The following is a 26,244-nucleotide window of genomic DNA, read 5'->3' on the forward strand; positions in this document are numbered from 1 at the left end:
ACCCGTCCACGCCCCCGAGGCCCTCGCCGAGATCGCCCGCGCACCGCCCGGAACTGCGTGCCCTGGTGGCGGCGAACCCCGTCCACCCCTGGAGCCCACGGCGCAGTGGCTCGTGGGCCTCGGTGACGTCGCGGTCGACGCCGCCCTGCGCCGCCGCCCGGGCGCGGACGTCGGCGCCAGCAACTCCTCGTCCGGCTGGCAGCAGCCCGACGCCGGACCCAGGCGGCGTACGGGCAGCAGGCAGGGGACAGCCAGGGGGGCCATGGTGCTCGTGGCCAACAAGGTCGACTCGCCCGTGCAGGAGGCCGACCGCGGCCATGCTGTGGTCGCTGGGGGCTGGGGGGAGCCGTACCCCGGTGTCCGCGCTCCACGGGCGCGGCTCCGGCGACGTGCTCGACGCCGCCATGAAGATCCTCCCCGAGGTCTCCGCCGTCGCCGGCAGGCTGCCGGCGGGCGGGCCGCGGCGCGTGGCCCTGCTGGGCCGTCCGAACGTGGGGAAGTCCTCGCTGCTGAACTCGCTCGCGGGCGCGAGCGGGTGGTGGTCCACGAGACCGCCGGCACCACCCGGGACCCGTCGACGGAGCTCGTGGAGCTCGACGGGAAGCCGTGGTGGTTCGTCGACACCGCGGGGATCCGCCGCCGCGTGCACCAGACGTCCGGCGCGACTTCTACGCCTCGCTGCGCACGCAGGCGGCGCGGAGAAGGCGTTACACGACAGCGTGTACGGAGCTTGGGCGGGAGTGGGGAGAACGGTCGCGGCGACGCCGTGGTCGTCGCCCACCTCCCGCCCAAGAGTCGTCACGGACTGCTGCGTCACCCTGGCCCCCGGCTCTACGCCCCTCGGGCGCGACCGCGGGGACGGTCACCGGCGCACTCCTCAGCATCCTGACCGGACCGGGAACCTGCCGGGCCGAACGGACACCACGCTTGACGGGGCGCGGGGAACCGTGAGGACCGGACCTTACCGACTGAGCAGGACGCAGGTGCATTCAGGCTCCGTTCAGGCAACCCTCAGCACAGTGGGACACGCAATGAGGCAACCACACACGAGGGAGTCACCCCGACCTCGAGGTCCCTGGCCGGGCAATGGCGTTGCCGACGACTCCGGCCCGCGGCGGTACGTAGGTAGGCATGCTCGCGCGCTACGGTCCGCGCGAGAGCAAGACGACAAGTCGGAGGGAGCCAGGTGCCACGTGTGACGCTGCAGACACTCGCCGACGACCTCGGCGTGTCGCGTAACCGTCTCGAACGCCTTCAACACCCACGGCGCGCCCGCGCGAGGAGGAGTCCTCGGCGCGGGCGGGCGTGGGGGTTTGCTGGCGTCAGACCAGAGAAGCGGCGAGCTGTGCACCCGTCACGGCAGAGGCGCCGAGGTCGCTCTTGGGCAGCGCCTCGCCGGCCACCGCACCGGACCACGTCGCGGTGTCCGCGACGGCGGCGAAGTTCGAGTTCAGCAGCGCGAGCAGGGTGGTGTGCACCGTCCTGGCGTCGACGAAGCCTGCGTCGTTCGCGATGTTGATCGCGCCCGTGGCGTCGGCGAGCACCTCAGCTGAGATTCCGTGCGTCTCGGCCTCCGCCGCGGAGGCGATGACGCAGTTGTTGGTCATGTATCCGACGAGCGTGACGGTGTCGATCTCGCGTTCACGCAGCCAGCTGACGAGGTCGGTGCCCGCGAATACGGTACTTGCCCTCGCCCGGCACGGAGGAGGTGACGACGATCGAGCCGGGCCGGTCGGCCAGATCCACGAACTGGAGATTGGTGCGCAGCCGGCGAACGGCCTCGGCGCGCTGGCCGGTCGGGTCGTCGTACATGAACACGGGATGCTCGATCCCCGAGGGATCGAAGCCCACGGTCCCGATGACGGAGCTGTCCGTCACGGCGTTGATGTCCTTCTCGTTGCGGACCTTGGTGTCGAGCATCTCGCGGAGAATGGCTACGCCGACGCCGAGCATGAGACCCAGGACAAGGCCGAGCGCGAGGTTGCGGGTGACGTTGGGGGACGAGGGCGAGTCGGGGCGGCGGCGGGGTCGTGACGGTGGCGCGAACCGCCTCCGCGCCGTCCTGCCGTTCGGGGGAGAGCTCACCGACGGCGACGCTGAGCTGCTCGGCGACGGCGTTAGCGATATCGGCCGCCCGCTCGGGCTGCTCATCCGTGGCGGTGATGTCCACCATGACCGTTTCCGGCGGGACGGTGACGGTGAGAGCTGACTTCAGGCCGGTGGGCGTCGTGTCGAGGCCGAGGTCGTCGATGACCGGCCCGAGAACTAGCTCGAGGACGTCCTCGAAGGTCAGCGGCTCGAAGTACAGGCGGTCGGAGATGTCGTAGTCCGTGGAGACCGTCTCCGGGTTGCAGTTGACCATGACGGTCTCGTACTTCTCCGCCAGCGCCATGGTGGCGTGCACGCAGGAGTAGTCGAACTCGATCCCCTGGCCGATCCCGGTTCGGGCCAGAACCCAGGATGATCACGGCCTCGCGCTCGCGGCGCGACCTCGGTCTCCAGGTCGTAGGCGGAGTAGTGGTACGGCGTGCGCGCGGCGAACTCCGCGGCGCAGGTGTCGACGGTCTTGTACACCGGGCGCAGGCCGTACGCGTGGCGGACCTCGCGCACCGCCTCCTCGCCGAGATCGCGCAGCGCCCGATCTGCAGGTCGGAGAAGCCGTGCCGCTTGGCCTCGCGGGGCAGGTCGAGGTGCGCGACCTGGCCGCGCGCGTGCACACCCGCGTCCGTGCGGCCCGCGACCGTCAGCCTCGCCGGCTCCGGCAGGCGCAGCACCGTGGTGAGCCCCTCCTCGAGCGTGCCCTGGACGGTTCGGAGCCCCGGCTGGCGGGCCCACCCGGCGAACTCGGTGCCGTCGTAGGCGAGGTCGAGGCGCACCCGCAGCTGCGCCGTCGGGGCCGCCTGGGGGGCCCCCGAAGACGGCACGGAGGGTGAAGTGCTCACCGCCCGAGGCTAACCCGTCGTTCCCCCTTCCCGGCCGGGGTGGATCAGCCCCCGACCCGTGACGGACCCCCATCCGGCGTGGCAGGCTGGTGGGGGTCGGTCGCCTCCAGGATCGGAAGAGGCCGGCTTCCTGTTTCGGACAACGACGTCGTCGAAGGAGCAGTTTCGTGACCAACAAGGCTGTCAGCTACGCAGGTCCGGGCAAGGTCGAGGTCATCGACACCCCCTACCCCGAGTTCGAGCTGAAGGACGGACCGGGGGTGAACCCGGCCAACATCGGGCGCCAGGTCAACCACGGCGTCATCCTCAAGACCGTCTCGACGAATATCTGCGGGTCCGACCAGCACATGGTGCGTGGCCGCACCACCGCCCCGGAGGGCCTGGTGCTGGGGCACGAGATCACCGGTGAGGCGCCTCACGGCGAGAACCGCCTGAGGGCCGCCGGGCAGATCCGTCACCGAGGCGAACGTCGCGGCACTCGCGTCGCCGGCGAGCGAGCCCTCACGTCTCCTCCTCAGGATGTGGTGCTCCAGCTCGGGCGTCGCGGCGACATACGCGTCGATCGCGCTGGCGACCCCGCCGTAGCTCTCGACGACGTGCAGGACCCGGAAGCGGGCGTGCCTCGTCATGTGGACTCCCTCGTGACCTCCGTTGGGAGGAAGAAGCACAGCAAGGCGTCCACGCGCGTGGCAGCTCGTCCTGGATGAACCCCGGGGTGAAAGCGACGGCCTGGGAAGGGTGGGGAAAATCGGGTGGGGCACGTCTGGTGCCGCAGCGGCTTTCTGCGGGCCAGCGCCCACAACCGGCCGTCAGGTGCGGGCTCTGTCCTGCGGCTGGAACTGGGTCGTGTAGAGCTCGGCGTAGAGCCGACCTCGGGAGTGACGAGGCGCTCCTGGCGGCGCTGGACTTCGAGCCCTCGCACGACGCCACGCCCGACGCGCCGTCGGACCCGGCCCTGGCCCGGCTGCTGCCTCCGATGAGCCACGACGACGCGAGGCTGTCCGCCGAGCTGCGCGCCTGACCGAGGACTCGGTGCGCTCGGGCAAGGTGTCACGGCTGGAGGTGGTCTGGCGTGAGCTCTCGGCCCCGGAGGTCCACGCGGACGCGTCGTCGTGCCGACCGGGGCGGAGGGGGACTGGCTCGCCGCCCTCACCGACGTCCGGCTCGTCATCGCGACCCGCCTGGGGGATCTCCGACGAGGCGGACGCGGAGGCGGTCTACGACCGGGCAGGGGGACGGGGCGTCGCCGGAGGGCGAGCCGGACGAGGTGACGGACGCTCTCGCCACCATGTACGCCGCGCTGACGTGGTGGCAGGAGTCACTGCTCGCAGCAGCAGGAGCTCGTCGACCGTCTCGTCGCAACTGGCAAGCCCGTCGTCGTCGTCTCGCTCGGCATCCCGTACGACCTGGCCGGTGCCGAGGATGCCGACGCCGCGGTGGCCACCTATGCCCTCAACGTCAACGCCGTGTCATCCACCCCGGTCCTCGAGGGGCTCGCCAACGTCCTGGTCGGGAAGGCCGAGCCGGGCGCCGGCTGCCGGTCAGCGTCGGAGACCTCTACGCCTACGGCGCCGGCCGGTCCTACGAGTCGGCGTGGGAGTGCAAGGACGGAGCTGGGCGGACCTCGGCTACCCGAACCAGGGCCAGTGCGTGTCCGCGGTGAAGGCCGCCCCCAACGCCACGAAGTGACGCCGTACGCCTGAGCTCAACGCACAAGGGCCCCCGCACGCCCACGCCTGCCGGGGCCTTTGTGCGACCAGTTGCCCGCACCTGTCGCCGAGCGCGGTGCCGGCACCGGACGGTGCGCGGGCGCGGAGGCCTTTCCGGGCGGTCGTCGGCCGTTCACCGGCGGGACCTACCGCTACGTCCACACCGGTCCCGACGGCGTCCCTACGAGTTCTCCGGCGTCTTCCACACCGTGCGGGAGAACGAGTTCGCCATCCAGACCTTCGAGTTCGGCGGCTACCCGGACGCGTCAGCATCGAGTTCCTGACCTTCATGGACCTCGGCGGCGGCCGTTCCAAGGTCTCCGGCCACTCCGTGTACCCGAGCATGGAGGCTCGTGACGGCATGGTGTCCTCCGGGATGGAGCAGGGCATGAGCGAGGGCTACGAGCGGCTCGAGGAGCTGCTGCTCGGCAAGGAGTAGCGCGGACGTCGTCGTCCGCACGACGACGTCGGTGCGGTCCGGCCCGCCCCCCCGACCGCACCGCCGTCGGCGCCCCCGCCTCGCGTCCGCTCAGCTCACCCGGATGTCGACGTCGTGCTCGCCGGTCGCCTCCTCGACGTCGTGCCGGGCCCGCTCGAACAGCTTGTCGGAAAGGTGACGCAGCGCCCTCGCCACGGCGATCTCGTCGCCGATGCGCGGCGACGCCGGATCGCGCGCGCTGCGGTGGGCGGTCCCGCTGGCGTCCGTCTGCTCCGCGGGTCCGCTGACCAGCACGCCTGCGCCGTCGTGTCGTCCTCCTGCTCGAACAGCGACACCCGGATGCTCCACTCGTGCAGCGGTTCCGCCGTCGCCCCCGGCCGCCTCCGGCTGGCCGGTCGTCTCGCCGCGCGTGCGCACCACCGCTCCTGGCCCGGGGGAAGAACGTGGCCTCGTGCCCCGTCGCTCCACCTCACCCACGTACGGGCGGGGCCCCCCCCGTCCCGCGCCCGCGCACCCTCGATGATCTCCCCCCGTCCCCGGACCCGGGATGGGCCCACCCTGCTCCCCCCCGCCCAGGGAGATGCGGTCTCCTCGTCGAGCCCCTCATGACGCGCTCCTTCGTGCGTGGCCTACCGTGACACCCACTGTCTCTCCGCCCACCCCGCAGCGGAAGGGCCTTCGGCCTCGGTCCGGCCGCGATCCGCGTGCCGGGGTTCCCCCGCCGCGACCCGTACGGCGCGCGGCCGATCCCGCTCCGGATGCGGGCCTCGGCGCGCGTCCCACCAGTCCGCCGACATCCTCTTCTGCAAGGCGAACCTCGTCCCCGTCGGCAAGGACCAGCTCCCGCACCTGGAGCAGGCACGCGTGATCGCCCGGCGCTTCGACGAGCGCTACGGCCGCGCGGGGGGCCGGCTCGGAGCCGGTCTTCCCCCGGACCCGAGGCGCTGCTGTCGAGCGCCGCCAGCGTGCTCGGCACGGACGGGCAGAAGATGAGCAAGTCGCGCGGGAACACGATCGAGCTCGGCATGGACGCGGACACCACCGCGAAGGTGCTCAAGCGGGCGGTCACGGACTCCGACCGCATCACCTACGACCCCGAGAACCGCCCCGAGGTCTCGAACCTGGTGCTCCTGACGGCTCTGGCAGGCGGGCGGGACCCGTACGAGGTCGCCACGGAGATCGGCGACGGCGGAGCCGCCACCCTCAAGAAGGCCACCATCGAGGCGGTCAACGAGATGCTCGCACCGATCCGTGCCAGGCGTGCCGAGCTGACGGCGGACCCCGCCTACCTGCTGCAGGTGCTGCGCGAGGTCCGCGCACCCTCCCCGCACGCGGAAGCGACCAACCTTCCGCCCCTCCGCAGAGCGCGGACCGTCCGCCGGGCGCGACCACCCCGGCGGGCACGCGTGATGTCCGCCTCATCCGGCCTCCGTGGCGACCGAATCCTGAGACCGCGCGGCTCACGGTTCGCACGAGGCCGCACCGCGCTGTTTTCTGGAACCAGTCGAGCCGCCAACCCCCCGGCGGTCTCCGCCCGGCGCCCGGTGCCCGGCCCGGACCTATCGAAGGACTCACCATGTTCAACCTGCGCCGTGGCGGTGCGGTCGCCGCGTCCGCCGCCCTCGCCCTGACCCTCGCCGCCTGCGGCGGCTCCGGGTCCGACGAAGTCCGCCGAGAAGGGCGCGCGGCCGGACGCCGGCTTCAACGTCGTCTACCTGGGCACCGGCATGCCGACCCTCCCGGACGACCAGCGGGACGTCCACGCCCAGGGGCAGATCCTCGCGTTCGTCGTCGACGACCTCGAGGCGGAGCTCGCCCGCCTGCAGGGCGAGGGAGTCGAGATCACCATGCCGCTGACCGCGGAGGAGTGGGGCGAGCGCGCGTTCCAGGTCCGCGACCCCAACGGCGTCATCGTCCAGCTGGTCGACTGGAACGGCCCTACGGCGGGCTGAGCGGACGCGGGCCGAGCGACGCCCCGGGGCGAGCGACGCCGCGAGCTGCCGGACCGGGGCTGAGCAGACCACCGAGTGCGACGCTTCCTGGCTGTACGAGTGTCCAACCACGCCTATCTCTTCTCCGGGCCTCGCGGCTGCGGCAAGACGACGTCGGCCCGCATCCTGGCCCGCTGCCTGAACTGTGAGAAGGGCCCCACCGACACCCCGTGCGGCACCTGCCCGTCGTGCGTCGAGCTGGCGCGCGGCGGACCGGGCTCCCTGGACGTCGTCGAGATCGACGCCGCCTCCCACAACGGTGTCGACGACGCCCGCGAGCTGCGTGAGCGTGCCAGCTTCGCCCCGGCCCGCCGCTACAAGATCTTCATCCTCGACGAGGCCCACATGGTGAGCTCGCAGGGCTTCAACGCCCTGCTCAAGCTCGTCGAGGAGCCCCGCCCCACATCAAATTCATCTTCGCGACGACGGAGCCGGAGAAGGTCATCGGCACGATCCGGTCGCGCACGCACCACTACCCGTTCCGGCTCGTGCCCTTCTGTCACCGCGACGGCGACCTGCGCCGGGTCGACCGCTCCGTGGGGAGTTGACGCCTCGCGGCCATCAGGCCCCGGCGGGTGGCCGCCTCCCCGCGGGCCGGCGGCGATAGGTTCTGGTCATGAGTGACACCGGCTACGGCGACTTCGAGTTCGAGCGCAAGTTCCTCGTCCGCGCGCTGCCGGACTCCGTCCTGCGGGAGCCCGATCCCGTCCTCATCGTCCAGAGCTACTACCTCGCCGCCGAGGGGTACGCCCTGCGCATCCGGCTGCAGGCGCCGGCGCCGGGTGCCGGTGCACGCCGTCGTCGACGAGGCGGCGCTCCTGGACGAGCTGGCGGGCACGTCAACTTCTGCGCGCTCACCGCCAAGGGGCCCCTACGTCGGCGGGACCCGTTACGAGGCGGAGCGGGGAGCTCGACGCTCCGTGGGGGGCTGGGCATGGTGCGCTCCGTGGCGGCGGCGACCGTGCCGCCCTTGACGAGCTCGCGCACGAGCTCCTCGAGGCTCTGGCCGTGACGCTGCCGGAACGTGGCGCCCTGGCTCTGCCCGTGGTCCGAGAGGACGACGAACTCGTACGGCCTCGGCGCTGCTCCGACGCGCTCTGCAGCACGCCGATCAGGTGGTCGAGCCCCTCCAGCGACGCCATCGACTCCGGACGCGTCGGGCCGGCGTGATGGGGCGATCTCGTCGTAGTCGGTGAAGTCGCAGAAGACCGACGGTGCCCCCGGCCATCATCTGCTCGACGTGAGCCCGGCGAGGTCGCGCCAGCAGCACGTTGGTCACCGCGCGCAGGATGGATGTACGAGCCGTGGCGCTCGATCCGCGGCAGGACGGACCGGCTTCTGCGACGCGAGCCGGCACGCGGCCGCCTCGCTCCCCACGAAGGGCAGGCCCAGCAGACCCAGCAGGTCCTGGAGCGACCCGTCCTCGCCGGTCGACCCGTGCACCAGCGGCCACACGACGTCGGGCCGGAGCTGCTCCAGGCGGGGCACCAGATTCGCGTCCACGTCCAGCACGTGCACCCTGACCCCCTCGTCGCGCAGGACACCCGCGACGCGGCGCCGAGCGCAGGGACACGTCACGCTCGTGGGACAGGCCTCCCGCGAGGATGGCGACGGTGAGCTCGGGGGCTGGGCTGGTCGGGACATCGATACCTCTTCCTCAGACCTGTCCGGTGACGGGAACTCGACGGAGTCGCGACGCGCGCGAACCCGTGCCGTCGGCGAGCCTGCCCCGTGAACCGCTCACCCAGCCACTTCCGGTAGTCGGCAGGGGCGTAGGAGCTCGTGCCGTAGAGGCGGCGGTACCGCGGCACCAGCGCGGGGTACTCCCGCCCCAGCCAGGCGAGGAACCACTCGCGCGCGCCCGGCCGCAGGTGCAGCGCACCGGTGGTGACGTCGGACGCCCCGGCGTCGGCGAGGGCCGCGTAGAGGGCGTCGAGCTGCTCCTCGGAGTCGGTCAGCCAGGGCAGGATCGGCATCGCGAGGACGGAGCACTCGAGCCGCGCGGTGATCGCGCGGACGAGGTCCAGGCGCGCCCTCGGCGTCGGGGTCCCGGGCTCCGAGCCGCTGCTGGAGATCGGGATCGACCAGGAGCGAGCCGAGACCGCGACCGACACGTCCACCGTGCGGGAGGCCTCGACCAGCAACGGGAGGTCCCGACGGAGCAGCCCCTTGGTGAGTATGGAGAACGGGGTTCCGGACTCGGCCAGGGCGTGATGATGCCGGGCATCAGCCGGTAACGGCCCTCGGCGCGCATGTAGGGGTCCGTGGTCACCCATGCTCCACGGTCCCACGCGTGTGGTTCCCACGGGCGTCAAACCGCGTCCCGGCGGCGGAGCACGAGCGCGCCCGCCAGCACGACGACGGCGGTGAGGGTGACGAGGTAGACGGCCGAGTGCCCGAACGCGAGCGATCTCTCCGTGAACTCGCACGTGGTGCCGGTCGGCCCGGTGGTGCACACGTCCACGAAGTAGCTGGCGCCTCGGTTGATCCACTTCCACGTTCTTCACCACCAGCCACGGCTGGAGCTCGCCGAGGTAGTTCATGAGCATCAGCTCCACGACGATCACGTAGCCGACGACGCCCAGGACGGCCGCCGTGTGCCGGAGGAGGGACGGGCCCGGGAAGCACGATCGGGTGCCCGCCGCAGAAGCGGGCACCCGATCCGAGTGCGGAGGATGGGGGATTCGAACCCCCGAGGGCGTTAACCCAACACGCTTTCCAAGCGTGCGCCATAGGCCACTAGGCGAATCCTCCTGGGAAAGACTTGCGGCGGACTTTCGAGTGTCGAGGATACCCGACCGGGCGCGGGGCCTCGACCACGGCGGCGTGGGCCGCGGGGTGGGCTTGGTCACCCGTGCGCACAGGTGCGCGGCGGTCCGTTAGACTTGTCGGCGACCCCTCGTGCGGCGTCATCTTGCCGAACTCCCCCAGGGCCGGAAGGCAGCAAGTAGGTGAGCTCTGGCGGGTGCACGGGGGGTCCTCTCATGCCCGTGCGCGGCTGTGCACAGCCCTGACGAGGGTGTGTGCCAGGTGTGGGTGCGCGCGGCTAACCTCGGTCCGTGAGCACAGCCCTGTACCGCCGCTACCGGCCCGAGACCTTCCAGGAGGTCATCGGCCAGGAGCACGTCACCGAACCTCTTATGGCGGCGCTGCGGGGCGCCCGGACTCCCTGCCGCCCGGGCACGGCGGGGTTGCGGCGTGGGTTCAGCGGCCGTCTGCCGGACCGTCCGACGACTCCTCGTGCAGGCGCGGAGTGGTGGTCCGACCCGTGACACCGGTCTTGTCCCGGTAGAACGCTCGGATCCGGTCCATGTCCGCCGTCACGTCGCCCGTGAGCGCCAGAGTGGGTCCGAGGCCGGCCGTCATCGTGGTGCGGTCGACGTATCCCAGCGTGACGGGCAGCCCGGTGGCCCGTGCGATGCGGTAGAAGCCCGACTTCCAGTACGGCGACGCGCTGCGCGTCCCTCCCGGGGTGACCACGAGGTAGAACCGTTCGCCCGCCTTCACCCGGGAGACGAGCTCGTCGACGAGCCTGCAGGCGGAGTTGCGCCATGATGGGACCGTGCGGACACCTGCCGCACGCCGCCTCGCCGCGGTCAGCCACGCCGAACCAGGAGCCGACACATGGACAAGCAGCAGGAGTACGTCCTCAGGGCGATCGAGGAGCGGGACGTCCGCTTCATCCGGCTGGTCACAGACGTCCTCGGCGTGCTCAAGTCCGTGGCGATCGCCCCCGCCGAGCTCGAGGGCGCCTTCGCGGAGGGCATCGGCTTCGACGGCTCCTCGATCGAGGGCCTCTCCAGGGTCTACGAGTCGGACATGCTCGCCAAGCCGGACCCCTCCACGTTCCAGGTGCTCCCGTGGCGGGGCGACGAGAACGGCGTCGCCCGCATGTTCTGCGACGTGCTGACCCCACCGGCGACCCGCCCGTCCGACCCGCGCGGCGTCCTCAAGCGGGCGATGAACAAGGCGGCCGACGCCGGCTTCACCTTCTACACCCATCCGGAGATCGAGTTCTACCTCTTCCAGAACGTCTCCTCGCCGAAGGACCCGCTGGTGCCGATCGACACCGGCGGGTACTTCGACCACGTCGCCCGCGGCACCGCCCACCGACAACAAGGTCTTCGCCGGCGTCTCCACCGGAGCGGGCATCGCGATCCTCATCATCCTCGCGGCGGTCGCGGGCTTCCTCCTCGTGCGTTCGTGGCCCGCCATCATGGCCTCGCAGGAGGACTACGAGGCCGTCGGGTTCATGCAGGGCAAGGGCCTGGGCGCCTACATCGCCCCGCTGATCTTCGGCACGCTGCTCTCCTCCGCCATCGCCCTGCTGCTCGCGGTGCCGCTGAGCGTCGCGATCGCGCTCTTCATCTCGCACTACGCCCCCGCCGGGCCGCGCAGGGCCTGGGGTACCTGGTCGACCTGCTGGCCGCCATCCCGTCGGTCGTCTACGGCATGTGGGGCATGTCCTGGCTCGTTCCCCAGCTGGAGCCGCTGTTCGACTGGCTCTCGGGCACGCTCGGCTTCATCCCGCTCTTCGCCGACTTCCAGGCCCCGGCGAAGAACGTCATGTCCGCCGGCATCGTGCTCGCGGTGATGATCCTGCCGATCATCACCGCCACGATCCGCGAGGTCTTCCTCCAGACGCCCCGCCTGCACGAGGAAAGAGCCGCCACGAGGCCGGGTGCGCCCGGCACGACCCTGGCACCGTTCCCCGCGACGACGACGGCGACGACCGCGACGGCGACCCCGCCGGCCAGCCCCAGCGCCGAGGTGACGCTCTCGTGCCTGCGTGCGGCGACGAGTGTGGCGGCCGGGGGTGTTCTCGGGCCGGCTCCCGCGCGGCACGGGCGATCCAGGTCGAGAGCACGACGGCGACCGTGACGGGGACGAGCACGAGGACGAACGAGAACAGCGCCATGGTCTCCACTCCCTCAATGAACTAATGCATTGGTACAAAAAGTGTGGTGGTGGCGGGACGCGGACGCAAGCCCGGGCGGGTCAGCGGAGGCGCCTGGCACGTGTCGCGCTCCCGCGTGGGTCGCTCCCTGGCCGCGGCCGTGGAGTCGGGAAGCAGCAGGCTCGTCGTGGCCCTGTCCTGACGGGACCACGGGCCGGCGGGTCGACGGCGCTCGGAACCGGTGGGGATCCGGCACCGGGGCGCGCGCGATCGCGGCGCGCGCCCCCCGACGACGTTCCCGCTGTCAGCCCCAGAGCCGCCTGGTGGCGATCCTCCGCCCCCTGCGCGAGCGCCTCCAGCTTGGCGACCGCGATCTGCGGATGGATCCGCCCGCCCAGCCCGCAGTCGGTGGAGGCGACGACGTTCTCGCGGCCACGCGGACCGCGAACCGCTCGATGCGGTCGGCGACCAGCTCGGGGTGCTCGACGGACGTTCGTCGCGTGCGAGACGACGCCGGGCAGGACGAGCTTGCCCTCCGGCAGCGCGACGTCGTCCCACACCTTGTACTCGTGCTCGTGACGGACGTTGCTGCCCTGGTCCGAGGTGGTCGCACCGGCGATCGAGCTGGCCGCGGACGGGTTCGAGGTCTCGGAGTTCCTCGCTCTTCGCATGCGTAGTGACTACGGGCCCGCCGCCGTGGGCGCCCTCGAGCACTTCTCGCCCGGCGGCGAGCCGCTGGCCGCCGGGGAGCGGCTCGTCCAGGAGGACCTTGCCGGGACGATGCGGACGATCGCCGACGGTGGGGCCGACGCCTTCTACCAGGGCGAGCTCACCGAGCGCTCACCTCCGTCGACGGGCTCGACGCCGCGACGCTGGCCGGCTACTCCGTGGTCCGCACCGACCGTCCGGGCGAGAGTTCGGCGACCACACGGTGCTCGCTGCCGCCCCGCCGCTCCCGGGAGCCGGCCTCGGTCGCAGCCCACCCGAGGGGCTACAGCCCCTCTCCCCGCATGCCCGGGCCCAATCCCCCCGCCCCTGCCCCGGGGGGTTCCCCCCGCTCCCCCCCGCCCGGGACAGACCCGTTGACCCACCCTCGATCTCGACTGCGGGAGCCCGGGTGACCCCCCCATGGGTGATGACGATGCTGCCCGTCACCCGTGGCGCAGAGCGTTCGCGTCGCCTCACGGACGACGGCGTAGCTCGCGCGAGAGACGAGCGGTGGCACCTGATCGGTGGTGGGCAGCGCAAGCGCGACCTCGGCCCCGGCGGTGCCCAGCTCATCGGCGAGAGTGGGCAGGTCGGCAAGGGTCCGATCCCCCGCGGCGGCCTCCGCGGCCGTCGGCGCGCCCTGGCGGAGCAGTCCCAGCGCACGGTCGAGCTCGGCAGCCGCATCCCTACCGGTGCTGGCGATAGCGGTGAGCGCGGAGCGGACAAACTCGGGATCGCGGTCGAGTGCCCGCTCGGCGGCTGCGGCCTGAAGCGAGGTGACTGTCAGGGCGTGACCGACGCTGTCGTGGAGGTCGCGGGCGAGGGCGTTGATCTCGCACGACGGCGAGATCCTCGCCAGGGGCGTGCCGGTCTTCCGCGGCTACCACAACAACCCGGCGGCGACGGCGGAGGCCTTCGAGGACGGCTGGTTCCGCACCGGCGACCTGGGGTCCATGGACGAGGACGGCTACCTGCGCATCACCGGCAGGAAGAAGGAGATCATCGTCACGGCCGGCGGCAAGAACGTCGCGCCGGCCCCGCTCGAGGACTCCATCCGCGCCCATCCCCTCGTCTCCCAGTGCGTCGTGGTCGGTGACCAGCGCCCGTTCATCGGGGCGCTCGTCACCCTCGACGCCGAGATGCTGCCCGGGTGGCTGACCAACCACGGGCGGGAGCCGCTCACGGTGGAGCAGGCGGCACGTGACCCGTTCGTGCGCGAGCACCTGCAGATGGCCGTCGACAGGGCCAACACGAAGGTCTCGCGCGCCGAGCAGATCCGTTCCTTCCACGTGCTCGACATGGACTTCACGGTGGAGAACGGCTACCTGACCCCGTCAGGAGACGTCATGGCAGCGACAGTGCAGATCACCTTCGACGCGGCCGACCCCGGCGCGCTCGCGCGCTTCTGGGCCGACGTGCTCGGCTACCAGCTCGACCCGCCACCGCCCGGGGTTCGCCTCCTGGACGGACGCGCTCGACGCCTGGGGGCGCCCCGAGGAGCGCCGCAACGACCGGTCCGCCGTCAGCGACCCCGGAGGCACAGGACCGCGCCTGTTCTTCCAGCGCGTGCCGGAGAGCAAGACCGCGAAGAATCGCGTGCACCTGGACGTCCGCGCAGCTCCCGGGCTGCAGGGGTGAGGAGCGGGATGGCGGGCGCTCGAGGAGCGGTGCGACCAGCTGGTCGCCCTCGGTGCCGTGCGCGTGCGTCGCTTCGAGCCCGGCGGCATGGACGCGGGCTGGATCGTCATGCAGGACCCGGAGGGCGTGCGCCCCGACCAAGGACGGCAAGGACTACTCCTGGCAGCAGCACGCCGACAACTCGCTCGCCGACCGGTGCGAGAACGACTTCGGCCGGTACGGCATGTGCGAGTCCTCTTCGAGCTGACCTCGTACGACGGTGACTTCGCCGACGGCAGCCTCGACCCCCGGGCCTTCGCCGGGTACCGGCAGACGCTCACCGAGCTCGAGGACCTCGCGGAACGCTCCGGCGCCGTGTTCATGACGCTCGGCCAGTACGCCGCGGCGCTGCAGGCCGAGGACCACGTCGCCCCGTGATCTCCGTCGGCACGGCGGACGGTGCGGCGTTCTCCTACACGGAGACGTTCACTGTGGACGTCGAGGCGTCCGACGACCTCAGCGGTGTGCACGCCGTCGACATCACGCTCGACGGCGAGGAGGTCACCGACGGCACGACCGTCGAGCTGGGTGGTCTCGCACTCGGTGAGCACGTCCTCGCCGTCACCGCCAGGACGTCGCGCAACCGGAGCACCTCGCAGGTGACGTTCACCGTAAGATCAACGGGCGCTCGCTCGAGGACTACTTCCCCAACAAGCTCCACCAGCAGCTCGTGAGCTCGCCGTTCACGCTGCTCGACATCGCCGGCCGCTTCGACGTCATCGCCCGCATCAACGGCGGCGGCATCTCCGGCCAGGCCGGCGCCCTCCGCATGGGCATCGCCCGCGCCCTCAACGAGATCGACCGCGAGTCGAACCGTCCGGCGCTGAAGAAGGCCGGGTTCCTCCGCCGCGACGACCGTTCGGTCGAGCGCAAGAAGGCCGGTCTGAAGAAGGCCCGCAAGGCCCCGCAGTACTCGAAGCGCTGATCAGCGCCTCGTCCGCGCCGCACCGAGCTGTCTCGGGCGGGGCCGCGGCGCGTTCCGGCACGTGCGTCCTGCCCGCCGACGAACTGGCACCATGGACGCCGCACAACCCACCCACTCGGAGGTAGAACCATGGCCCGACTCTTCGGCACCGACGGCGTGCTGGACGAGGTGCGCTCAAAGCCCGCCGCCCACCAGACGGCGTCCACCGGCGCGTGACCGATCAGCCCGACCGGTCCGCCCGACCGCCCGACCCCGGCCCGGCGACCGCCGCGCCCCCACGAGAGAAGCTCATGACCTACGGGATCTCCGTCACCCTCGACCAGCAGTTCGAGCCCGCCGCCACCGCTGTCCGCGAGGCGCTCGCCGCGCAGGGCTTCGGCGTCCTCACCCGAGATCGACATGGCCGCCACCCTGAGGAAGAAGCTCGACGTCGACATCCCCGCCCCCCAGCTGATCCCTCGGTGCGTGCAACCCCCCCCCGGGGTCGCCCCACCCGAGCCCCCCCAGGCCGAGGAGTCGATCGGCCCTGCTGCTGCCCCTGCAACGTCGTCGTGCGGGGCCGCCGACGGAGGTGTCGTCGTCGAGGCCCCTCGACCCCGCCGTTCATGGTGGGGCCGTACTCGGCGGGGATCTTGATGCCGAACGTGCCCATGCGGGCCAGCCCGGCGACCACCTCGTCCGGGATGCGCGCGTCACGCTCGATGGCCCGGACGTCCACCGTGCGCAGGAACTCGGCGAGCTCCGCCAGGTACGCCTCGCCGCGCGCGGCGAGCTCGGGCTCGGGACGCGGGTGCGGAGTGATGAGATCGGGCCGGAAGCGCCCGAGGTAGAGCTCCTTGGCGAAGGACGGCTGCTCCCAGCCGGTCTCGCGGGCGCTCGGCCACCCTCCTCGCCTCGCGCTCGGTGACCTCGTGGGTCTCGGTGGCGCGTACGTCGGACTGCCTGGTAGCAGTCATGTCTGCCTCCCGCCGTCGTTGCCGGTACCGGCAGTATCACCTGATCCGGCACTCCGGGCGAGGACTTTCGGTCGGCTCCGACCGTCCAGTCAGTCCAGGCGCCGCCCCTGCTGGAGGACACCTACCCGGGGTGGCGGGTGCTGAACCACGAGTGGTGGAAGCCGGAGACCTTCGCCGACCTCGGCACGATCCCCGCCGAGGAGGTCGCCCGGTACTCCGGCGGGCGGTTGACCGACCGGCCGATGCACGTCATCGTCAACCGCGCCGTCGTGGAGCACGACGTCTCCCTTGTCGTCGGCCCGGTCCTGCCGCACGAGGTCGTCGGCATGTCCGGCGGACAAGTACTTCTTCCCCGGGCTGTCGGGTCACGACGCATCGACATGTCGCACTGGGTCGGGGGCGCTCATCTCTCGTTCGACATCATCGGCACCGTGGCATCACGCCGGTGCGGGCCCTGATCAACGCGGCCGTCGACCGCATCCCCGGCGAGAAGCTGTGCGTCGCCGTCGTGACCGAGGCCGGCACGGTCGCGAACCGGCCGTAGGCGAAGACGTGGTTCGCCTTGGACGACCACGAGTCGTTGAGGAAGAACCCGTACCGCTGCTCGGCCGGAGCGGGCGCCGGCCGTCGAGGTGGAGAAGGTGTGCGTCCACGTCGTCCTCGCGCCGGCGCTGAAGGTGTATCCGGTGAGCGCCCGCGCGGCGACCGTGACGCTGCCCGTCGCGGTGTAGGTGCCCGGCGCCTTCACCGCGCCGCCGTCGAGCCGACGGCGGAGGCCAGCTCGCGCAGCGTCATGCCGCGGCTGGTGCGTGCGTGCCGGATGCGGCGGCCGAGGACGAGCGGATCGGCCGAAGCTCTGGTTGTCTTGTCAGACGGGCTTTCGACAGACATGGGTTGACGGTAGCGAAACTTTCGCCGTTTTACACCTAGTGTGGCTTGAAAGGAGTCCTCCGATGAGCGGACAGTGGAAACAGGCGTCGAACAGCGCTCGGAAGACACATCGGAGGACAGCAGGATGACGATGACGGACTCTGCACCCCGTACCGCCGTGGAGATGAGCGGCCTGGAGATCAAGGACCCCACCCTGTACAGCTGGGTGCAGGAGATCGCGGCGCTCACCAGGCCGGACCGCATCTACGTCTGCGACGGGTCGCAGGAGGAGTACGACCGCTTCGCGGCCGAGCTGGTGGAGGCGGGAACCTTCGTCAGGCTGAACGAGCAGAAGCGGCCGAACAGCTACCTGGCCCGCTCCGAGCCCTCCGACGTCGCCCGGGTTTCGCCGGCCATTCTCTGCCGAGACTGGCCCCAGGCGTCCTTTCGAGTCTTCGGCGTTGTGGCGAGCGCCTCGTCGAGCCTGGTCGGAGCACGCCCATCAGAGTTGCGGGAATTTGTGTCGACTCGACGCTGGGCGCGTCCGTACCGTTCGGGTGGCACCGCGGCACGGCGGCGGCACGGGCGGGCGCAGGTGCGGTGTCCCACGAGGCCGCGTGCGTGGTGGCGGTCAAGGCTCGGGGATCAGGGAAGGAGGTTGGGGCCATGCGGATCTTTCCAGCTCTCTCGTCCCCTCTCCACGGACGCCCGCTGCCGCCTGAGTGCCGCCGGGTGCCCGGTCCAGCCGGTTCTCCAACTCCTGCTCGGCCGACGCCTGTCCGTCGAGGAAGCGGCGGGCCGCGTCCTGCGCCGCGGCGAGGTCAGCCGCCGTGGTCACCGTCAGATCCAGCGCCGCGGTCCGCTCGTCGAACCGCTCCCGGTTCGCGACGGCCGTGTCGCGCTCCTCGGTCAGTTTCTCGATCTGGCGGCCCAGGCTCTCCAGGGCGTCGCCGCCGTTGTCGCGCCGTTGCTGCTGGACCTCCCCGATCTGGTCGGCCAGGTCGCGCTCGCGGGCGCGGGCCTCGAAGACGCCTTGCTGGTTGCGGTACGCGGCCCGGTTGTCGTCGGCGGCACCGTCGAGCAGGCCCTTCTCGGTGTGCAGGCGCCACAGCCGGAACGGGGTGTCGCCGGGGCGCAGGACGCCGAGGGTGTCGAGCCGGTCGGCGCGGTTCCGGGCCTCGACCAGGTTCCTGTGGTGGTCCGGGATGTGAGCGAGGACCTGTTCCTTGTGCGCCTCCGTCTCCATCGCCTCATAGGCCCGCTCCAGGTTGGTGAAATGGGCGATCGCTTCGTCGGCGGCCTTGAAGGTCCCCGGCGTCTCGAGGACCAGGCCCCGGTCTCCTGGAGCAGCCGTTCGGCGCGGCCGACGCGCAGGCCGTTGACGTAGCCGATGATCGTCGTGCCGGTGTGCTTCTTGAACTCGCGCGAGAGGTAGAACGGGCTGATGAAGAACCTCTCCGACAGGGTCGCAAGGTCGATCGGCTCGGCGTAGTGGTCGTGAAGGTAGTGGACGACGTCGGCGATCCGTCCCTCGCGCGGGGCCATGCGGGCGTCACGCCGCTCGCCCCGCAGGAGCCTGACCAGCAGCTGCGTGACGAGCAGCCGCACTCTCCTCCTGGGACCCCCACCCCACGCAGGTCCTGCGCGCAGAGCAGCTCCTCGACCAGCCTGCTGCACGCCTCGCCCCGGCCGCACGACCGCGACACCTCCGCCGCGGCAGCAGGCACGGCAGCAGGGGCGGGCACCCCCGCCGCAGCTTCCGCCGCGCCGGAGTGCCCCGTCGCACCGTCGCCGGCCTCCGAGAACTGGCCCTCGATGCAGGCGACGAACTGCCCGAGCAGCTTGTCGGAGACGTCCTGCATCACACCGCGGCCGAACTGGGCGGGCTTGCCGGTGACCGACAGGTCGGTGACGACCTCCGCCCGGGTCGCGTCCCCTCGGCCGTCAGCGACATCGTCACCGTCGCCGAGGCGGTGCCGTTGCCGCGCCTGTCCTTGCCGCGCGCCTCGATGACCGCGCGGTGGGCGGCGTCGTCGCGCTCGACGAACTCCGATCGCGCCCGTGGCGCCCGCAAGGAGAACTCGCACCGTCGACCTCCGCTTCCGTCCCTTCCGCGCATCCTGCCCGCTCCCGGGAAGCCCTCGCGTCACCGGGGCAGCCGTCCCGGAGGAGATGACCGGGTCCAGCCGAAATTCGCTGGGAGAGGACGGACGGTCTCGCCCAGAATGCCGGGGTGAGCACCCCACCGCCACCTCCTCGCCCCCCACCGAGGACAGGCCCGCCTGGCGGCGCGCACCGCCCTCTTCCTCAGCGGGCAGACCGTCTCCGACGACGGCGGCAGCTTCCCCGCACCGCCCCGCCCAGCGACGCGCATCCCTGGGGCACGACCGTCGGCGGCTTCGACGTTCTCTCCCGGGTCATCTGGGGCGCCAGACCGCGATCTCGACGGTGGTCATCGCCATCGCCGCCTCGCTCTTCCTCGGCGTGCTGCTGGGCCTGCTCTCCGGCTACCTCGGCGGCTGGCTCGACCGCGTCCTCGTCACGATCGCGGACGCCGTCTACGCCTTCCCGACCCTGCTGCTGGCGATCGTCATGTCGATCGTCATCTCGGGCGCAGTCGTCGAAGTGGGGCGGCATCATGGCGGCCGCGATCTCGATCACCGTGGTGTTCGTGCCGCAGTACTTCCGGGTGGTGCGCGCCGAGACGGTCCGGCTCAAGGCCGAGCCGTTCGTCGAGTCCGCGCAGGTGATCGGCGCCTCCACCGGTCGGATCCTGTTCCGCCACGTGCTGCGCAACGCCACCCGGTCGCTGCCGCTGATCATCACCCTCAACGCTCGGAGGCGATCCTCACGCTCGCCGGCCTCGGCTTCCTCGGCTTCGTGCTCGAGCGGGTCCCAGCCGGGCAGGTAGGCCTGCATGACGCGCTCGCGCTTCTTGGAACGCGCCCGCCACGGGAACATGTTCTCGACGGCGAGCCGCATCCCGTCCAGGCGCTCGCGCTCCGCGACGGCGCCGACGAAGTGCTCGGCGTACGAGCGCTGCCACCGGAACGGCGGGTGCAGCACCACCACGTCCGCCCCGACGTCGTGCGCCAGCTCCGTCGCCCGGTCGACCTTGTCCCACGGGTCGTTGCCCCAGACGCCCTGGGTGAGCAGCAGCGTCGCGTGGATGCTCAGCACCGGCAGCTCGTACTGGTCGCTCAGCTCCCGCAGCCGGCGCTCGTCCTGGCTGTCCGGGTCCCGCAGGACCATGACCTCGAGCGCGCGACGCCGGCGGCGATGAGCCCCTTGGCGAGCTCCTCGACGCGCGCCAGGGTCCACGTGGCGTCGTACCTCACCCACTCCTCGCCGACCTTCTGCTCGTAGAGCACCTGCTCGGGCCGCTGGCGCGCATGGTCGACCAGGTAGTCGGTGATGCTGCGCGCGGGTCGACCTCGACCCGGCGAGGGGTGGTGAACTCGTCCATGCTGTCTCCATCGGCAGAGGGGGCGTCCGTATGGTGCACATTATCGGCCGGAACGGCTCGTCGGCGTGCCTCTCGCACCGAACACGCCGGAGCCGCGAAGATGCCGGCGAGACTTTTGACGAACGAGGTGGGACTTATGCTGACAATCGGCGTTGACATCGGCGGGACCAAGATCGCGGCCGGGGTCGTGGACGAGGACGGGCGGCTGGGCGCGACGGCCACCTTCCCGACGGACCCCACGGACCCGGGGGCGATCGAGCACGCCGTGGTCACGGCCGTGGCGCAGCTGCGGGAGGGCCGCGAGGTCGGCGAGTTCGCCGCCGCCGACGTCTTCGTGACCCGGAGCGCCGACGCCGCTGCGAGCGCCGGCGAGGGGCCCGCTGTGGGCACGTGGTGGGGCGGTCCCGGCCGCTTCGTCGACTTCACGAGGCCCGCCGCGCGGGAGGCGTGGAAGCGCTGGCTCACCGAGGCCGTCCTGGACAAGGGCACGACGTCGGTCTGGAACGACAACTGCGAGTACGACGGGATCATCGACAAGGACTCCCGCTGCGACTTCGACGGCGCGCGCGCGCGATCGCCCGGCTCCGCACAGTCATGGCGAACCTGATGTGCCGGGTGACGCGAGACGCCATCGCCGAGAAGAACCGGACCGTCCGTCCCTACATCGTCTGCCGTGCCGGGCACGCCGGCATCCAGCGCTACGCGCAGACGTGGGCGGGGGACAACTCGACGTCGTGGGAGTCTCCACAGGGCGTGCGGCACCGACTCCCCGTCCACCTCGACCGAGAAGTCACCGAGCAGCGCGATCCTGACGCCCACCGCCACCTCGATTCGCCACAGCATGCTACGTCCGCCGCCGCACCCGCAGGAAGGGGGAAGGCGACCGGTCGGACCAACCTCTCCCTCGCGCGGTCACCTCCCTCTCCCCTAGCGGGCCTAGCGGGCCAGGGCCGCGAGAGCCTCACGGATTTCGCGGCGACAACACCCTTTTCCGGACTGTGCGCGAATCAGGACCGGCGCGAGCAGGCCTCGTCGGATCCGTTGCGCGCACGTACGCGCCAAGCTGGACAGGCGCCAGTGGCGGTCGCAGCGGATGCACGTCACTCGCACGCGTGAGCAGAGGTGGAGAGCTGCGTGGTCGGCTGGCATGGGTCCCGCAGCCCGGGAAGCCGCCCGAAATGTGTCTATGCCCGAGCCGAGGGGCCGCCTCGTCACCCGAGGCGGCCGTCTGCCCGGTCGTGTAGGTGTGCGGCAGCGCGGTCATGTCCGGGGTGCCGGGCCGGGCGGCGAGCGCGGCGGCGCGCCGCTCCTCGACCACCTCCAGGACGGTGTCGAGGATGGCCTGCGCCTCGGCCTGCGGGTCCATGAACACGGCGGTGGAGAACGCCATGCGGACCCGCCAGCCGCGTGCGACGAGCCCCTGCACCCAGTGCCGGTCGCGACGCCGCAGGGACCGCTCGGCGACGTACTCGGCGTCGTCCGTGAGCACCGCGACCAGGAGCTCGCCGGGCAGCTCGGGGTGGCCGATGGCGAGCGGGATGCGCACCCCGCCCTCCACGCCGTAGCGCGGCACCACCGTGAGCCCGAGGCGCCAGAGCCGCTCCGCCAGGTCGACGAGGAGCTGGTCCGGGCTCTCGGCCGGCTCGGAGTCCGCCTCGGCGCCGGGCAGGTTCCCCGTGGCGGACTGCTCGATGAGGTCGGCGAGGAGCTGCGGCCCCGGCCGGCGCAGGCGTGAGCGGTCGAGGTCGCCGGGCCCGATGCAGCTGACGAGCACCAGCTGGTGGCGCACGGCGTCGAGCGCGTCGACGAGGCACGCGAGCCCGTCCGGTCCCGAGACGGTGCCGAACCGGTGCAGCACCCGCCCGTGCGGGGTCTTGCCGTACCCGACCGAGAGGATGACGACGTCGCGGCGCAGCCCGCCGGCGGCGTCGACGTCGACGACGGTGAACGGCTCCTCGCGGTCGGCACGGAAGAACTCGGCCACGGCGGGGCTGCCGGTCACCGCGGCGGTGACGGCCTCGCGCACCCGCTCGGCGTGACGGGGGTTGAGGGCCACGACGGCGAGCGACTGCTCGGGCCGCGAGAGCGCGTGGTCCACGACGAGGTCGACCACGTGGTCCACCTCGGTCTGCACGGACTCCACCGCGTCCCCGCCGGGCGCCGGCATGCCGAAGCCCTCCACGAGGTCCAGCCGCATCCGCGAGGCCGACGGCGGAGCGGGCACGGAGCGGATCACGCCGTCGTACCCGTGGGTCGCCAGGAAGGCCGAGATGCCCTCGTCCCGCTCGGCGCGGCCGGTGGGCAGCGTGACCGCGGGCAGCAGCGGCGCCAGGGCGCCGACGAGGCCGTCGCCGCCGCGGCGGGAGTCGCCGCCGAGCGCTGGGAACGGGCCGTCGCGGGATGGGTCCCGCGCCTGGAGAACCTGGACGTCCGGCGGGAGCTGGACACGCTCCACCGGCTCGGCGGACGTCTGGTCGTGCCCGGCGATCCTGACTGGCCCGCGCCGCTGGACGACCTCGGCGTCGAGCGGCCCCTGGCGCTGTGGGTGCGCGGCCACGCCGTCCACCACGGGAGGGCCGTGGCGCTCGTCGGGGCGCGGGCCGCGACCTCGTACGGCGAGCACGTCGCTGCCGAGATGGCGGTGGGACTGGCCGAGGCGGGGACGACGGTGGTGTCCGGCGGTGCGTACGGCATCGACGCCGCCGCCCACCGGGGAGCCCTCGGCGTGGACGGCGCGACGACGGCGGTCCTCGCCGGCGGCGTCGATCGCCTCTACCCGGTCGGGAACACGAAACTGCTGGAGGCGGTCGCGGCCACGGGTGCCGTGGTCTCGGAGGTCCCGCCCGGCTCGGTCCCCTCCCGCAACCGCTTCCTCGCGCGCAACCGACTCATCGCCGCCCTGGGCGCCGCGACGGTCGTGGTCGAGGCCGCCTGGCGGTCCGGCGCCCTGAGCACCGCGGCCCGCGCCGCAGAGCTCTCCCGACCGGTGGGAGCGGTGCCCGGGCCGGTCACCTCCATGGTGTCGGCCGGGTGCCACCGACTCATGCGCGAGCAGGGGGCGGTGTGCGTCACCGACGCCGCCGAGGTGCTCGAGCTCACCGGCGCACCAGGTGAGCACCTCACGGAGGACCGCCCGGTCCAGGCAGGCCTGCTCGACGACCTGGACCCGACCTCCCGGCGCGTGCTCGACGCGCTGCCCCTGCGTGGCTCGGCACCCGTCGCCAACCTCGCGCGGGCCGCCGGCCTGTCCCCGTCGGAGGTGCGTGCCACGCTCGGACACCTCGAGCTCGAGGGACGGGCACTGCGGAGGGGCTCCACGTGGGCACGCGCACGGCGACCGGCAGGGTGACCGGGCGGTCCGGTGAGAAGGACGCCCGGGGCGCGCGGGGAGTACGGGTGGGCCACGCGTGCCGGTGGGCCGGGGCGTACCGGTGGGCCGGGCGGCGGGGACCAGCTGCTCGGTCGCGGCACGCTCCAGCCACCGGGCTGCCTCGTCCGCCACGTCGTCAGGCCTCCGGCCGTCCAGCTCGGCGGCGGTGCCGGGCAGCGACTCGAGGGCGAGAGCCAGGTGGAGGCCGACGAGCTCGGCCGGCCCCCGCTCGCGCACCCAGTCGGCGAACCGGACGTGCAGCTCGGCCCGCCGCCCGCGGGCGAGCGAGGCGTAGGCGGTGTCGCGCAGGAGGGCGTGGCGGTAGGTGTAGGACTGGTCAAGGACGAGGCCGTCGTGCGGGCCGGAGAGCAGCCCCGCCCGGGTGAGGGAGTCCAGCGCCGGGGAGTAGTCCTCGACCCCGAGGGCGGGCAGCGCCGCGGAGGGGAAGGTGGTGCCCGGCACGGATCCCCGCTCGACGACGGCGCGCGAGCCCGCGGCGAGCCGGTCGAGCTGCGCCTGGTAGATCGCGTGGACGGTCGTGGGCAGCGCCGGCTCCAGCCCGCCGTCGAACGTCCAGCCGCCGTCGCGGGCCGTCAGCACCCCGCCGAGGATCCAGGAGCGCAGCAGCTCCTCCACGAAGAGCGGGTTGCCGTCGGAGACGCGCACGATGCCACGCACGTACTCCTCCGGGACGGCGCCGGCCCCGACGAGCTGGCGCACCAGCGCCTCCGTGTCGGCGTCGACGAGGGACGGCAGGTGCAGCACCGGGACGCCGGAGAGCGGACCGGCGTCGGTCAGGGAGGCGTCGGGACGCGCCGTCAGCACGACGAGGCCCCGTCCGGGACGGGCGAGCACGTGCGCGAGGAAGGAGCGCAGGTCCGGGCCCGCGGCGTGGAGGTCCTCGACCACCCACAGCGGTTCGCGTCCGGGCAGCGCGTCGAGCACGGCCGCCCACCCGGCGAACAGGTCGGCGGGCTCGGCGGTGAGCGGACGCCCGTCCAGCAGGTCGCGGACGTGCACCGCGACGCCGCTCGCGTGCTCCGCGCCGAACCCCTCGCCCTCGAGCAACGCCGCGACCACCTCCGGGCCGTCGGGGGCCGAAGGATCCACGGCCGGCGTCGTCGTGCCTGCGCGCGCGACGGCGAGGGCCTCGCGCACGAGCTGGGCGACCGCCCCGTACGCCTCGTCGTCGTCGACAAGCCCGCCGGCTGGACCAGCCACGACGTCGTCGCGCGCGCCCGACGGCTGGCCGCGACGAAGAAGGTCGGCCACGCCGGGACGCTCGACCCCATGGCGACCGGGGTCCTGGTGCTCGGCGTCGGCCGGGCGACCCGGCTGCTGACGTACCTCGTCGGCGCGGACAAGGTCTACACGGCCACGATCCGGCTCGGCCAGAGCACCGTGACCGACGACGCCGAAGGCGAAATCACGCAGGCCGGCGGGGCGCAGGCGCTGCTCGACGGCTCCGGGACGGTCGACCCGACCGTTCTCGGGCCGGCCCTCGCGCGCCTGCGGGGCACGGTCGAGCAGGTCCCCAGCGCCGTCTCGGCGATCAAGGTCGACGGGCGCCGGTCGTACGCCCGCGTACGGGCGGGGGAGGACGTCGAGCTGCCCGCACGCACCGTCACGGTGCACCGGTTCGAGCCGACCGCCGCCCCACGGGTGACATCGGCCGGCGGCGCCGTGGTCGTCGACCTCGACGTGGTCGTGGGGTGCTCGTCCGGCACCTACGTGCGTGCCCTCGCGCGCGACCTCGGTGAGGCCCTCGGCACCGGCGGCCATCTCACGGCGCTGCGCCGCACCGCCGTCGGCCCCTTCACGCTCGACGTGGCCCGCACGGTGGAACGCCTCGTGACCGAGGTCGCCGACGACGCCGGGACGGCCGAGCCGCGAGGCCTGCCCGTGCTGTCCCTGACCGATGCGGCCCGGGTGTGCTTCCCCGCCCGCGAGCTCGACGACGCCGAGACCGCCGCCGTCCGCTTCGGAAGGACGCTCGCGCCGCGGGAGGACGACGGCCCCGCCGGCGGCCCGCGCGCGCGGTTCGCGTCGTCCCGTCCGGCCGGGCGGCACCGACTCTGCGGGCGGGCGACGGGCCGCGTCATGCACAGGTGGCCGACGGGCCGCGTCTCTGCACAGGTGGCGGGAGCGCCGCGGCTGTGCACAGGACTCCGGCACGAACGTGTCCGCCGAGGGCTGGATGGTCGCATGGCAACCACACAGACCGTCCGTCTCACCGACTCCCGCGACCTGATCGCCCACATCCCGTTCCGGCTGGGGTTCCACCCCGCCGAGTC

23 protein-coding genes, 1 tRNA gene, 1 other RNA gene and 15 pseudogenes are annotated in these 26,244 nt (G+C 72.4%); 24 read left to right on the plus strand and 16 right to left on the minus strand.

The annotated features are described in order from the left end of the window. Positions 1–262: 262 nt before the first annotated feature. Positions 263–696, plus strand: a pseudogene (locus DA06_RS21735) (GTPase); the annotation flags it as partial. Positions 697–1,322: 626 nt separating this feature from the next. On the opposite strand, the gene DA06_RS21740 reads toward DA06_RS21735, so the two are convergent. The 4 genes and pseudogenes from DA06_RS21740 to DA06_RS21755 all read right to left on the minus strand — a co-directional run. After that, complete coding sequence (locus DA06_RS21740) at positions 1,323–1,757, minus strand: cysteine hydrolase family protein (protein ID WP_418608157.1); 435 nt, start codon at positions 1,755–1,757, stop codon at positions 1,323–1,325. Continuing rightward, the gene (locus DA06_RS21745; RefSeq protein ID WP_418608373.1) at positions 1,642–2,085 is read right to left on the minus strand and encodes a hypothetical protein; all 444 of its coding nucleotides are present in this window, start codon (positions 2,083–2,085) and stop codon (positions 1,642–1,644) included. Before DA06_RS21745 ends, DA06_RS21740 begins: the two co-directional genes overlap by 116 nt. 178 nt (positions 2,086–2,263) lie before the next feature. Continuing rightward, positions 2,264–2,684, minus strand: a pseudogene (carB, locus tag DA06_RS21750) (carbamoyl phosphate synthase large subunit); the annotation flags it as partial. Then, a pseudogene (locus tag DA06_RS21755) lies at positions 2,673–2,882 on the minus strand (tRNA pseudouridine(38-40) synthase TruA); the annotation flags it as partial. The pseudogenes DA06_RS21755 and carB, both read right to left, overlap by 12 nt. A 227-nt stretch (positions 2,883–3,109) precedes the next feature. Here DA06_RS21755 and DA06_RS21760 point away from each other — a divergent pair. Together DA06_RS21760 and DA06_RS21765 are read left to right on the plus strand one after the other, a co-directional pair. Further along, positions 3,110–3,352, plus strand: a pseudogene (locus DA06_RS21760) (alcohol dehydrogenase catalytic domain-containing protein); the annotation flags it as partial. Between the two features lie 1,434 nt (positions 3,353–4,786). After that, positions 4,787–5,090, plus strand: a pseudogene (locus DA06_RS21765) (SRPBCC domain-containing protein); the annotation flags it as partial. 90 nt (positions 5,091–5,180) lie between these two features. On the opposite strand, the gene DA06_RS21770 reads toward DA06_RS21765, so the two are convergent. Then, entirely contained in the window at positions 5,181–5,507 is a 327-nt protein-coding gene (locus DA06_RS21770) for a dsRBD fold-containing protein (RefSeq protein ID WP_418606001.1), read from the minus strand. Positions 5,508–5,714: 207 nt separating this feature from the next. On the opposite strand from DA06_RS21770, the gene DA06_RS21775 reads away from it, so the two are divergent. From DA06_RS21775 to DA06_RS21795, 5 genes and pseudogenes are all read left to right on the plus strand, one after another. Further along, positions 5,715–6,083, plus strand: coding sequence for a hypothetical protein (locus tag DA06_RS21775; protein ID WP_418606002.1), 369 nt, complete (start codon positions 5,715–5,717; stop codon positions 6,081–6,083). Further along, positions 6,056–6,721: a hypothetical protein gene (locus DA06_RS21780; RefSeq protein ID WP_418606003.1), complete on the plus strand. Its 666-nt coding sequence runs from the start codon at positions 6,056–6,058 to the stop codon at positions 6,719–6,721. The genes DA06_RS21775 and DA06_RS21780 overlap by 28 nt, the downstream gene beginning before the upstream one ends. Before the next feature lie 96 nt (positions 6,722–6,817). Beyond that, entirely contained in the window at positions 6,818–7,042 is a 225-nt protein-coding gene (locus DA06_RS21785) for a VOC family protein (RefSeq protein WP_418606005.1), read from the plus strand. Positions 7,043–7,117: 75 nt separating this feature from the next. After that, positions 7,118–7,575, plus strand: a pseudogene (locus DA06_RS21790) (AAA family ATPase); the annotation flags it as partial. Positions 7,576–7,697: 122 nt separating this feature from the next. Further along, on the plus strand, positions 7,698–8,093 hold the full coding sequence (locus DA06_RS21795) for a hypothetical protein (RefSeq protein ID WP_418606006.1): 396 nt from the start codon (positions 7,698–7,700) through the stop codon (positions 8,091–8,093). 263 nt (positions 8,094–8,356) lie between these two features. Here DA06_RS21795 and DA06_RS21800 read toward each other — a convergent pair whose 3' ends face one another. From DA06_RS21800 to DA06_RS21815, 4 genes are all read right to left on the minus strand, one after another. Continuing rightward, positions 8,357–8,599, minus strand: a complete 243-nt coding sequence (locus DA06_RS21800) for a hypothetical protein (protein ID WP_418606008.1) — start codon at positions 8,597–8,599, stop codon at positions 8,357–8,359. 56 nt (positions 8,600–8,655) lie between these two features. Beyond that, complete coding sequence (locus DA06_RS21805) at positions 8,656–9,387, minus strand: hypothetical protein (protein ID WP_418606009.1); 732 nt, start codon at positions 9,385–9,387, stop codon at positions 8,656–8,658. Between the two features lie 5 nt (positions 9,388–9,392). Continuing rightward, complete coding sequence (locus DA06_RS21810; RefSeq protein ID WP_418606010.1) at positions 9,393–9,539, minus strand: hypothetical protein; 147 nt, start codon at positions 9,537–9,539, stop codon at positions 9,393–9,395. Between the two features lie 211 nt (positions 9,540–9,750). Then, a tRNA-Ser gene (locus tag DA06_RS21815) sits at positions 9,751–9,835 on the minus strand. Between the two features lie 136 nt (positions 9,836–9,971). Here DA06_RS21815 and ffs point away from each other — a divergent pair. Continuing rightward, positions 9,972–10,066, plus strand: an RNA gene (ffs, locus tag DA06_RS21820) — signal recognition particle sRNA small type. A 219-nt stretch (positions 10,067–10,285) separates the two neighbouring features. Here the strand turns inward: ffs and DA06_RS21825 are convergent. Next, positions 10,286–10,615: pseudogene (locus DA06_RS21825) on the minus strand (acyl-phosphate glycerol 3-phosphate acyltransferase); the annotation flags it as partial. Positions 10,616–10,705: 90 nt separating this feature from the next. On the opposite strand from DA06_RS21825, the gene DA06_RS21830 reads away from it, so the two are divergent. Then, on the plus strand, positions 10,706–11,962 hold the full coding sequence (locus tag DA06_RS21830) for a glutamine synthetase beta-grasp domain-containing protein (protein ID WP_418606011.1): 1,257 nt from the start codon (positions 10,706–10,708) through the stop codon (positions 11,960–11,962). A gap of 320 nt (positions 11,963–12,282) precedes the next feature. Here DA06_RS21830 and DA06_RS21835 read toward each other — a convergent pair. Continuing rightward, positions 12,283–12,580 (minus strand): annotated as a pseudogene (locus DA06_RS21835) (epoxyalkane--coenzyme M transferase); the annotation flags it as partial. A 1-nt stretch (position 12,581) separates the two neighbouring features. Here DA06_RS21835 and DA06_RS21840 point away from each other — a divergent pair. Continuing rightward, positions 12,582–13,064: a gamma-glutamyltransferase gene (locus DA06_RS21840; protein WP_418606013.1), complete on the plus strand. Its 483-nt coding sequence runs from the start codon at positions 12,582–12,584 to the stop codon at positions 13,062–13,064. Here DA06_RS21840 and DA06_RS21845 read toward each other — a convergent pair. Further along, positions 12,970–13,545 (minus strand): sensor histidine kinase, encoded by a 576-nt coding sequence (locus tag DA06_RS21845; RefSeq protein WP_418608158.1) that lies wholly within the window; start codon positions 13,543–13,545, stop codon positions 12,970–12,972. The genes DA06_RS21840 and DA06_RS21845 overlap by 95 nt on opposite strands. Here DA06_RS21845 and DA06_RS21850 point away from each other — a divergent pair. The 7 genes and pseudogenes from DA06_RS21850 to DA06_RS21880 form a co-directional block, all read left to right on the plus strand. Further along, positions 13,517–14,083, plus strand: a pseudogene (locus tag DA06_RS21850) (long-chain fatty acid--CoA ligase); the annotation flags it as partial. The gene DA06_RS21845 and the pseudogene DA06_RS21850 overlap by 29 nt on opposite strands. Positions 14,084–14,201: 118 nt before the next feature. After that, positions 14,202–14,324 (plus strand): annotated as a pseudogene (locus DA06_RS21855) (VOC family protein); the annotation flags it as partial. Positions 14,325–14,549: 225 nt separating this feature from the next. Then, a complete protein-coding gene (locus DA06_RS21860) occupies positions 14,550–14,741 on the plus strand; it encodes a hypothetical protein (RefSeq protein ID WP_043504914.1) in 192 nt (63 codons plus the stop codon). After that, positions 14,738–15,037, plus strand: coding sequence for an Ig-like domain-containing protein (locus tag DA06_RS21865; RefSeq protein WP_418606015.1), 300 nt, complete (start codon positions 14,738–14,740; stop codon positions 15,035–15,037). Before DA06_RS21860 ends, DA06_RS21865 begins: the two co-directional genes overlap by 4 nt. After that, a pseudogene (gene rpsI / locus DA06_RS21870) lies at positions 14,977–15,288 on the plus strand (30S ribosomal protein S9); the annotation flags it as partial. The gene DA06_RS21865 and the pseudogene rpsI, both read left to right, overlap by 61 nt. Positions 15,289–15,578: 290 nt before the next feature. Beyond that, positions 15,579–16,118: a hypothetical protein gene (locus DA06_RS21875; protein WP_418606016.1), complete on the plus strand. Its 540-nt coding sequence runs from the start codon at positions 15,579–15,581 to the stop codon at positions 16,116–16,118. Between the two features lie 263 nt (positions 16,119–16,381). Next, on the plus strand, positions 16,382–16,702 hold the full coding sequence (locus DA06_RS21880; protein WP_418606017.1) for a lactate racemase domain-containing protein: 321 nt from the start codon (positions 16,382–16,384) through the stop codon (positions 16,700–16,702). Positions 16,703–16,988: 286 nt separating this feature from the next. On the opposite strand, the gene DA06_RS21885 is transcribed toward DA06_RS21880, so the two are convergent. Then, the gene (locus DA06_RS21885; RefSeq protein ID WP_418608375.1) at positions 16,989–17,363 is read right to left on the minus strand and encodes a hypothetical protein; all 375 of its coding nucleotides are present in this window, start codon (positions 17,361–17,363) and stop codon (positions 16,989–16,991) included. On the opposite strand from DA06_RS21885, the pseudogene DA06_RS21890 reads away from it, so the two are divergent. Continuing rightward, positions 17,299–17,463 (plus strand): annotated as a pseudogene (locus DA06_RS21890) (hypothetical protein); the annotation flags it as partial. The gene DA06_RS21885 and the pseudogene DA06_RS21890 sit on opposite strands and share 65 nt — an antisense overlap. Positions 17,464–17,745: 282 nt before the next feature. Here the strand turns inward: DA06_RS21890 and DA06_RS21895 are convergent. After that, positions 17,746–18,360 (minus strand): hypothetical protein, encoded by a 615-nt coding sequence (locus tag DA06_RS21895; protein ID WP_418608376.1) that lies wholly within the window; start codon positions 18,358–18,360, stop codon positions 17,746–17,748. A 149-nt stretch (positions 18,361–18,509) separates the two neighbouring features. Then, positions 18,510–18,659 (minus strand): annotated as a pseudogene (locus tag DA06_RS21900) (AraC family transcriptional regulator); the annotation flags it as partial. 782 nt (positions 18,660–19,441) lie between these two features. Between DA06_RS21900 and DA06_RS21905 the strand changes: the two are divergent. Beyond that, positions 19,442–20,027, plus strand: a pseudogene (locus DA06_RS21905) (ABC transporter permease); the annotation flags it as partial. A 287-nt stretch (positions 20,028–20,314) separates the two neighbouring features. Here the strand turns inward: DA06_RS21905 and DA06_RS21910 are convergent. After that, positions 20,315–20,485 (minus strand): hypothetical protein, encoded by a 171-nt coding sequence (locus tag DA06_RS21910; RefSeq protein ID WP_418608377.1) that lies wholly within the window; start codon positions 20,483–20,485, stop codon positions 20,315–20,317. A gap of 231 nt (positions 20,486–20,716) precedes the next feature. Here DA06_RS21910 and DA06_RS21915 point away from each other — a divergent pair, with 231 nt between their 5' ends. The 4 genes and pseudogenes from DA06_RS21915 to truB all read left to right on the plus strand — a co-directional run. Continuing rightward, positions 20,717–21,187: an ROK family protein gene (locus DA06_RS21915; protein WP_418606018.1), complete on the plus strand. Its 471-nt coding sequence runs from the start codon at positions 20,717–20,719 to the stop codon at positions 21,185–21,187. Next, entirely contained in the window at positions 21,187–21,696 is a 510-nt protein-coding gene (locus DA06_RS21920; RefSeq protein ID WP_418608160.1) for a TIM-barrel domain-containing protein, read from the plus strand. Before DA06_RS21915 ends, DA06_RS21920 begins: the two co-directional genes overlap by 1 nt. 1,360 nt (positions 21,697–23,056) lie before the next feature. Next, a complete protein-coding gene (gene dprA / locus DA06_RS21925) occupies positions 23,057–23,929 on the plus strand; it encodes a DNA-processing protein DprA (RefSeq protein WP_418606020.1) in 873 nt (290 codons plus the stop codon). A gap of 1,182 nt (positions 23,930–25,111) precedes the next feature. Further along, positions 25,112–25,996: pseudogene (gene truB, locus DA06_RS21930) on the plus strand (tRNA pseudouridine(55) synthase TruB); the annotation flags it as partial. Positions 25,997–26,244: the final 248 nt, after the last annotated feature.

Origin of the sequence: Georgenia sp. SUBG003 (assembly GCF_000715355.2) — a bacterium.
GTDB lineage: Bacteria > Actinomycetota > Actinomycetes > Actinomycetales > Actinomycetaceae > Georgenia.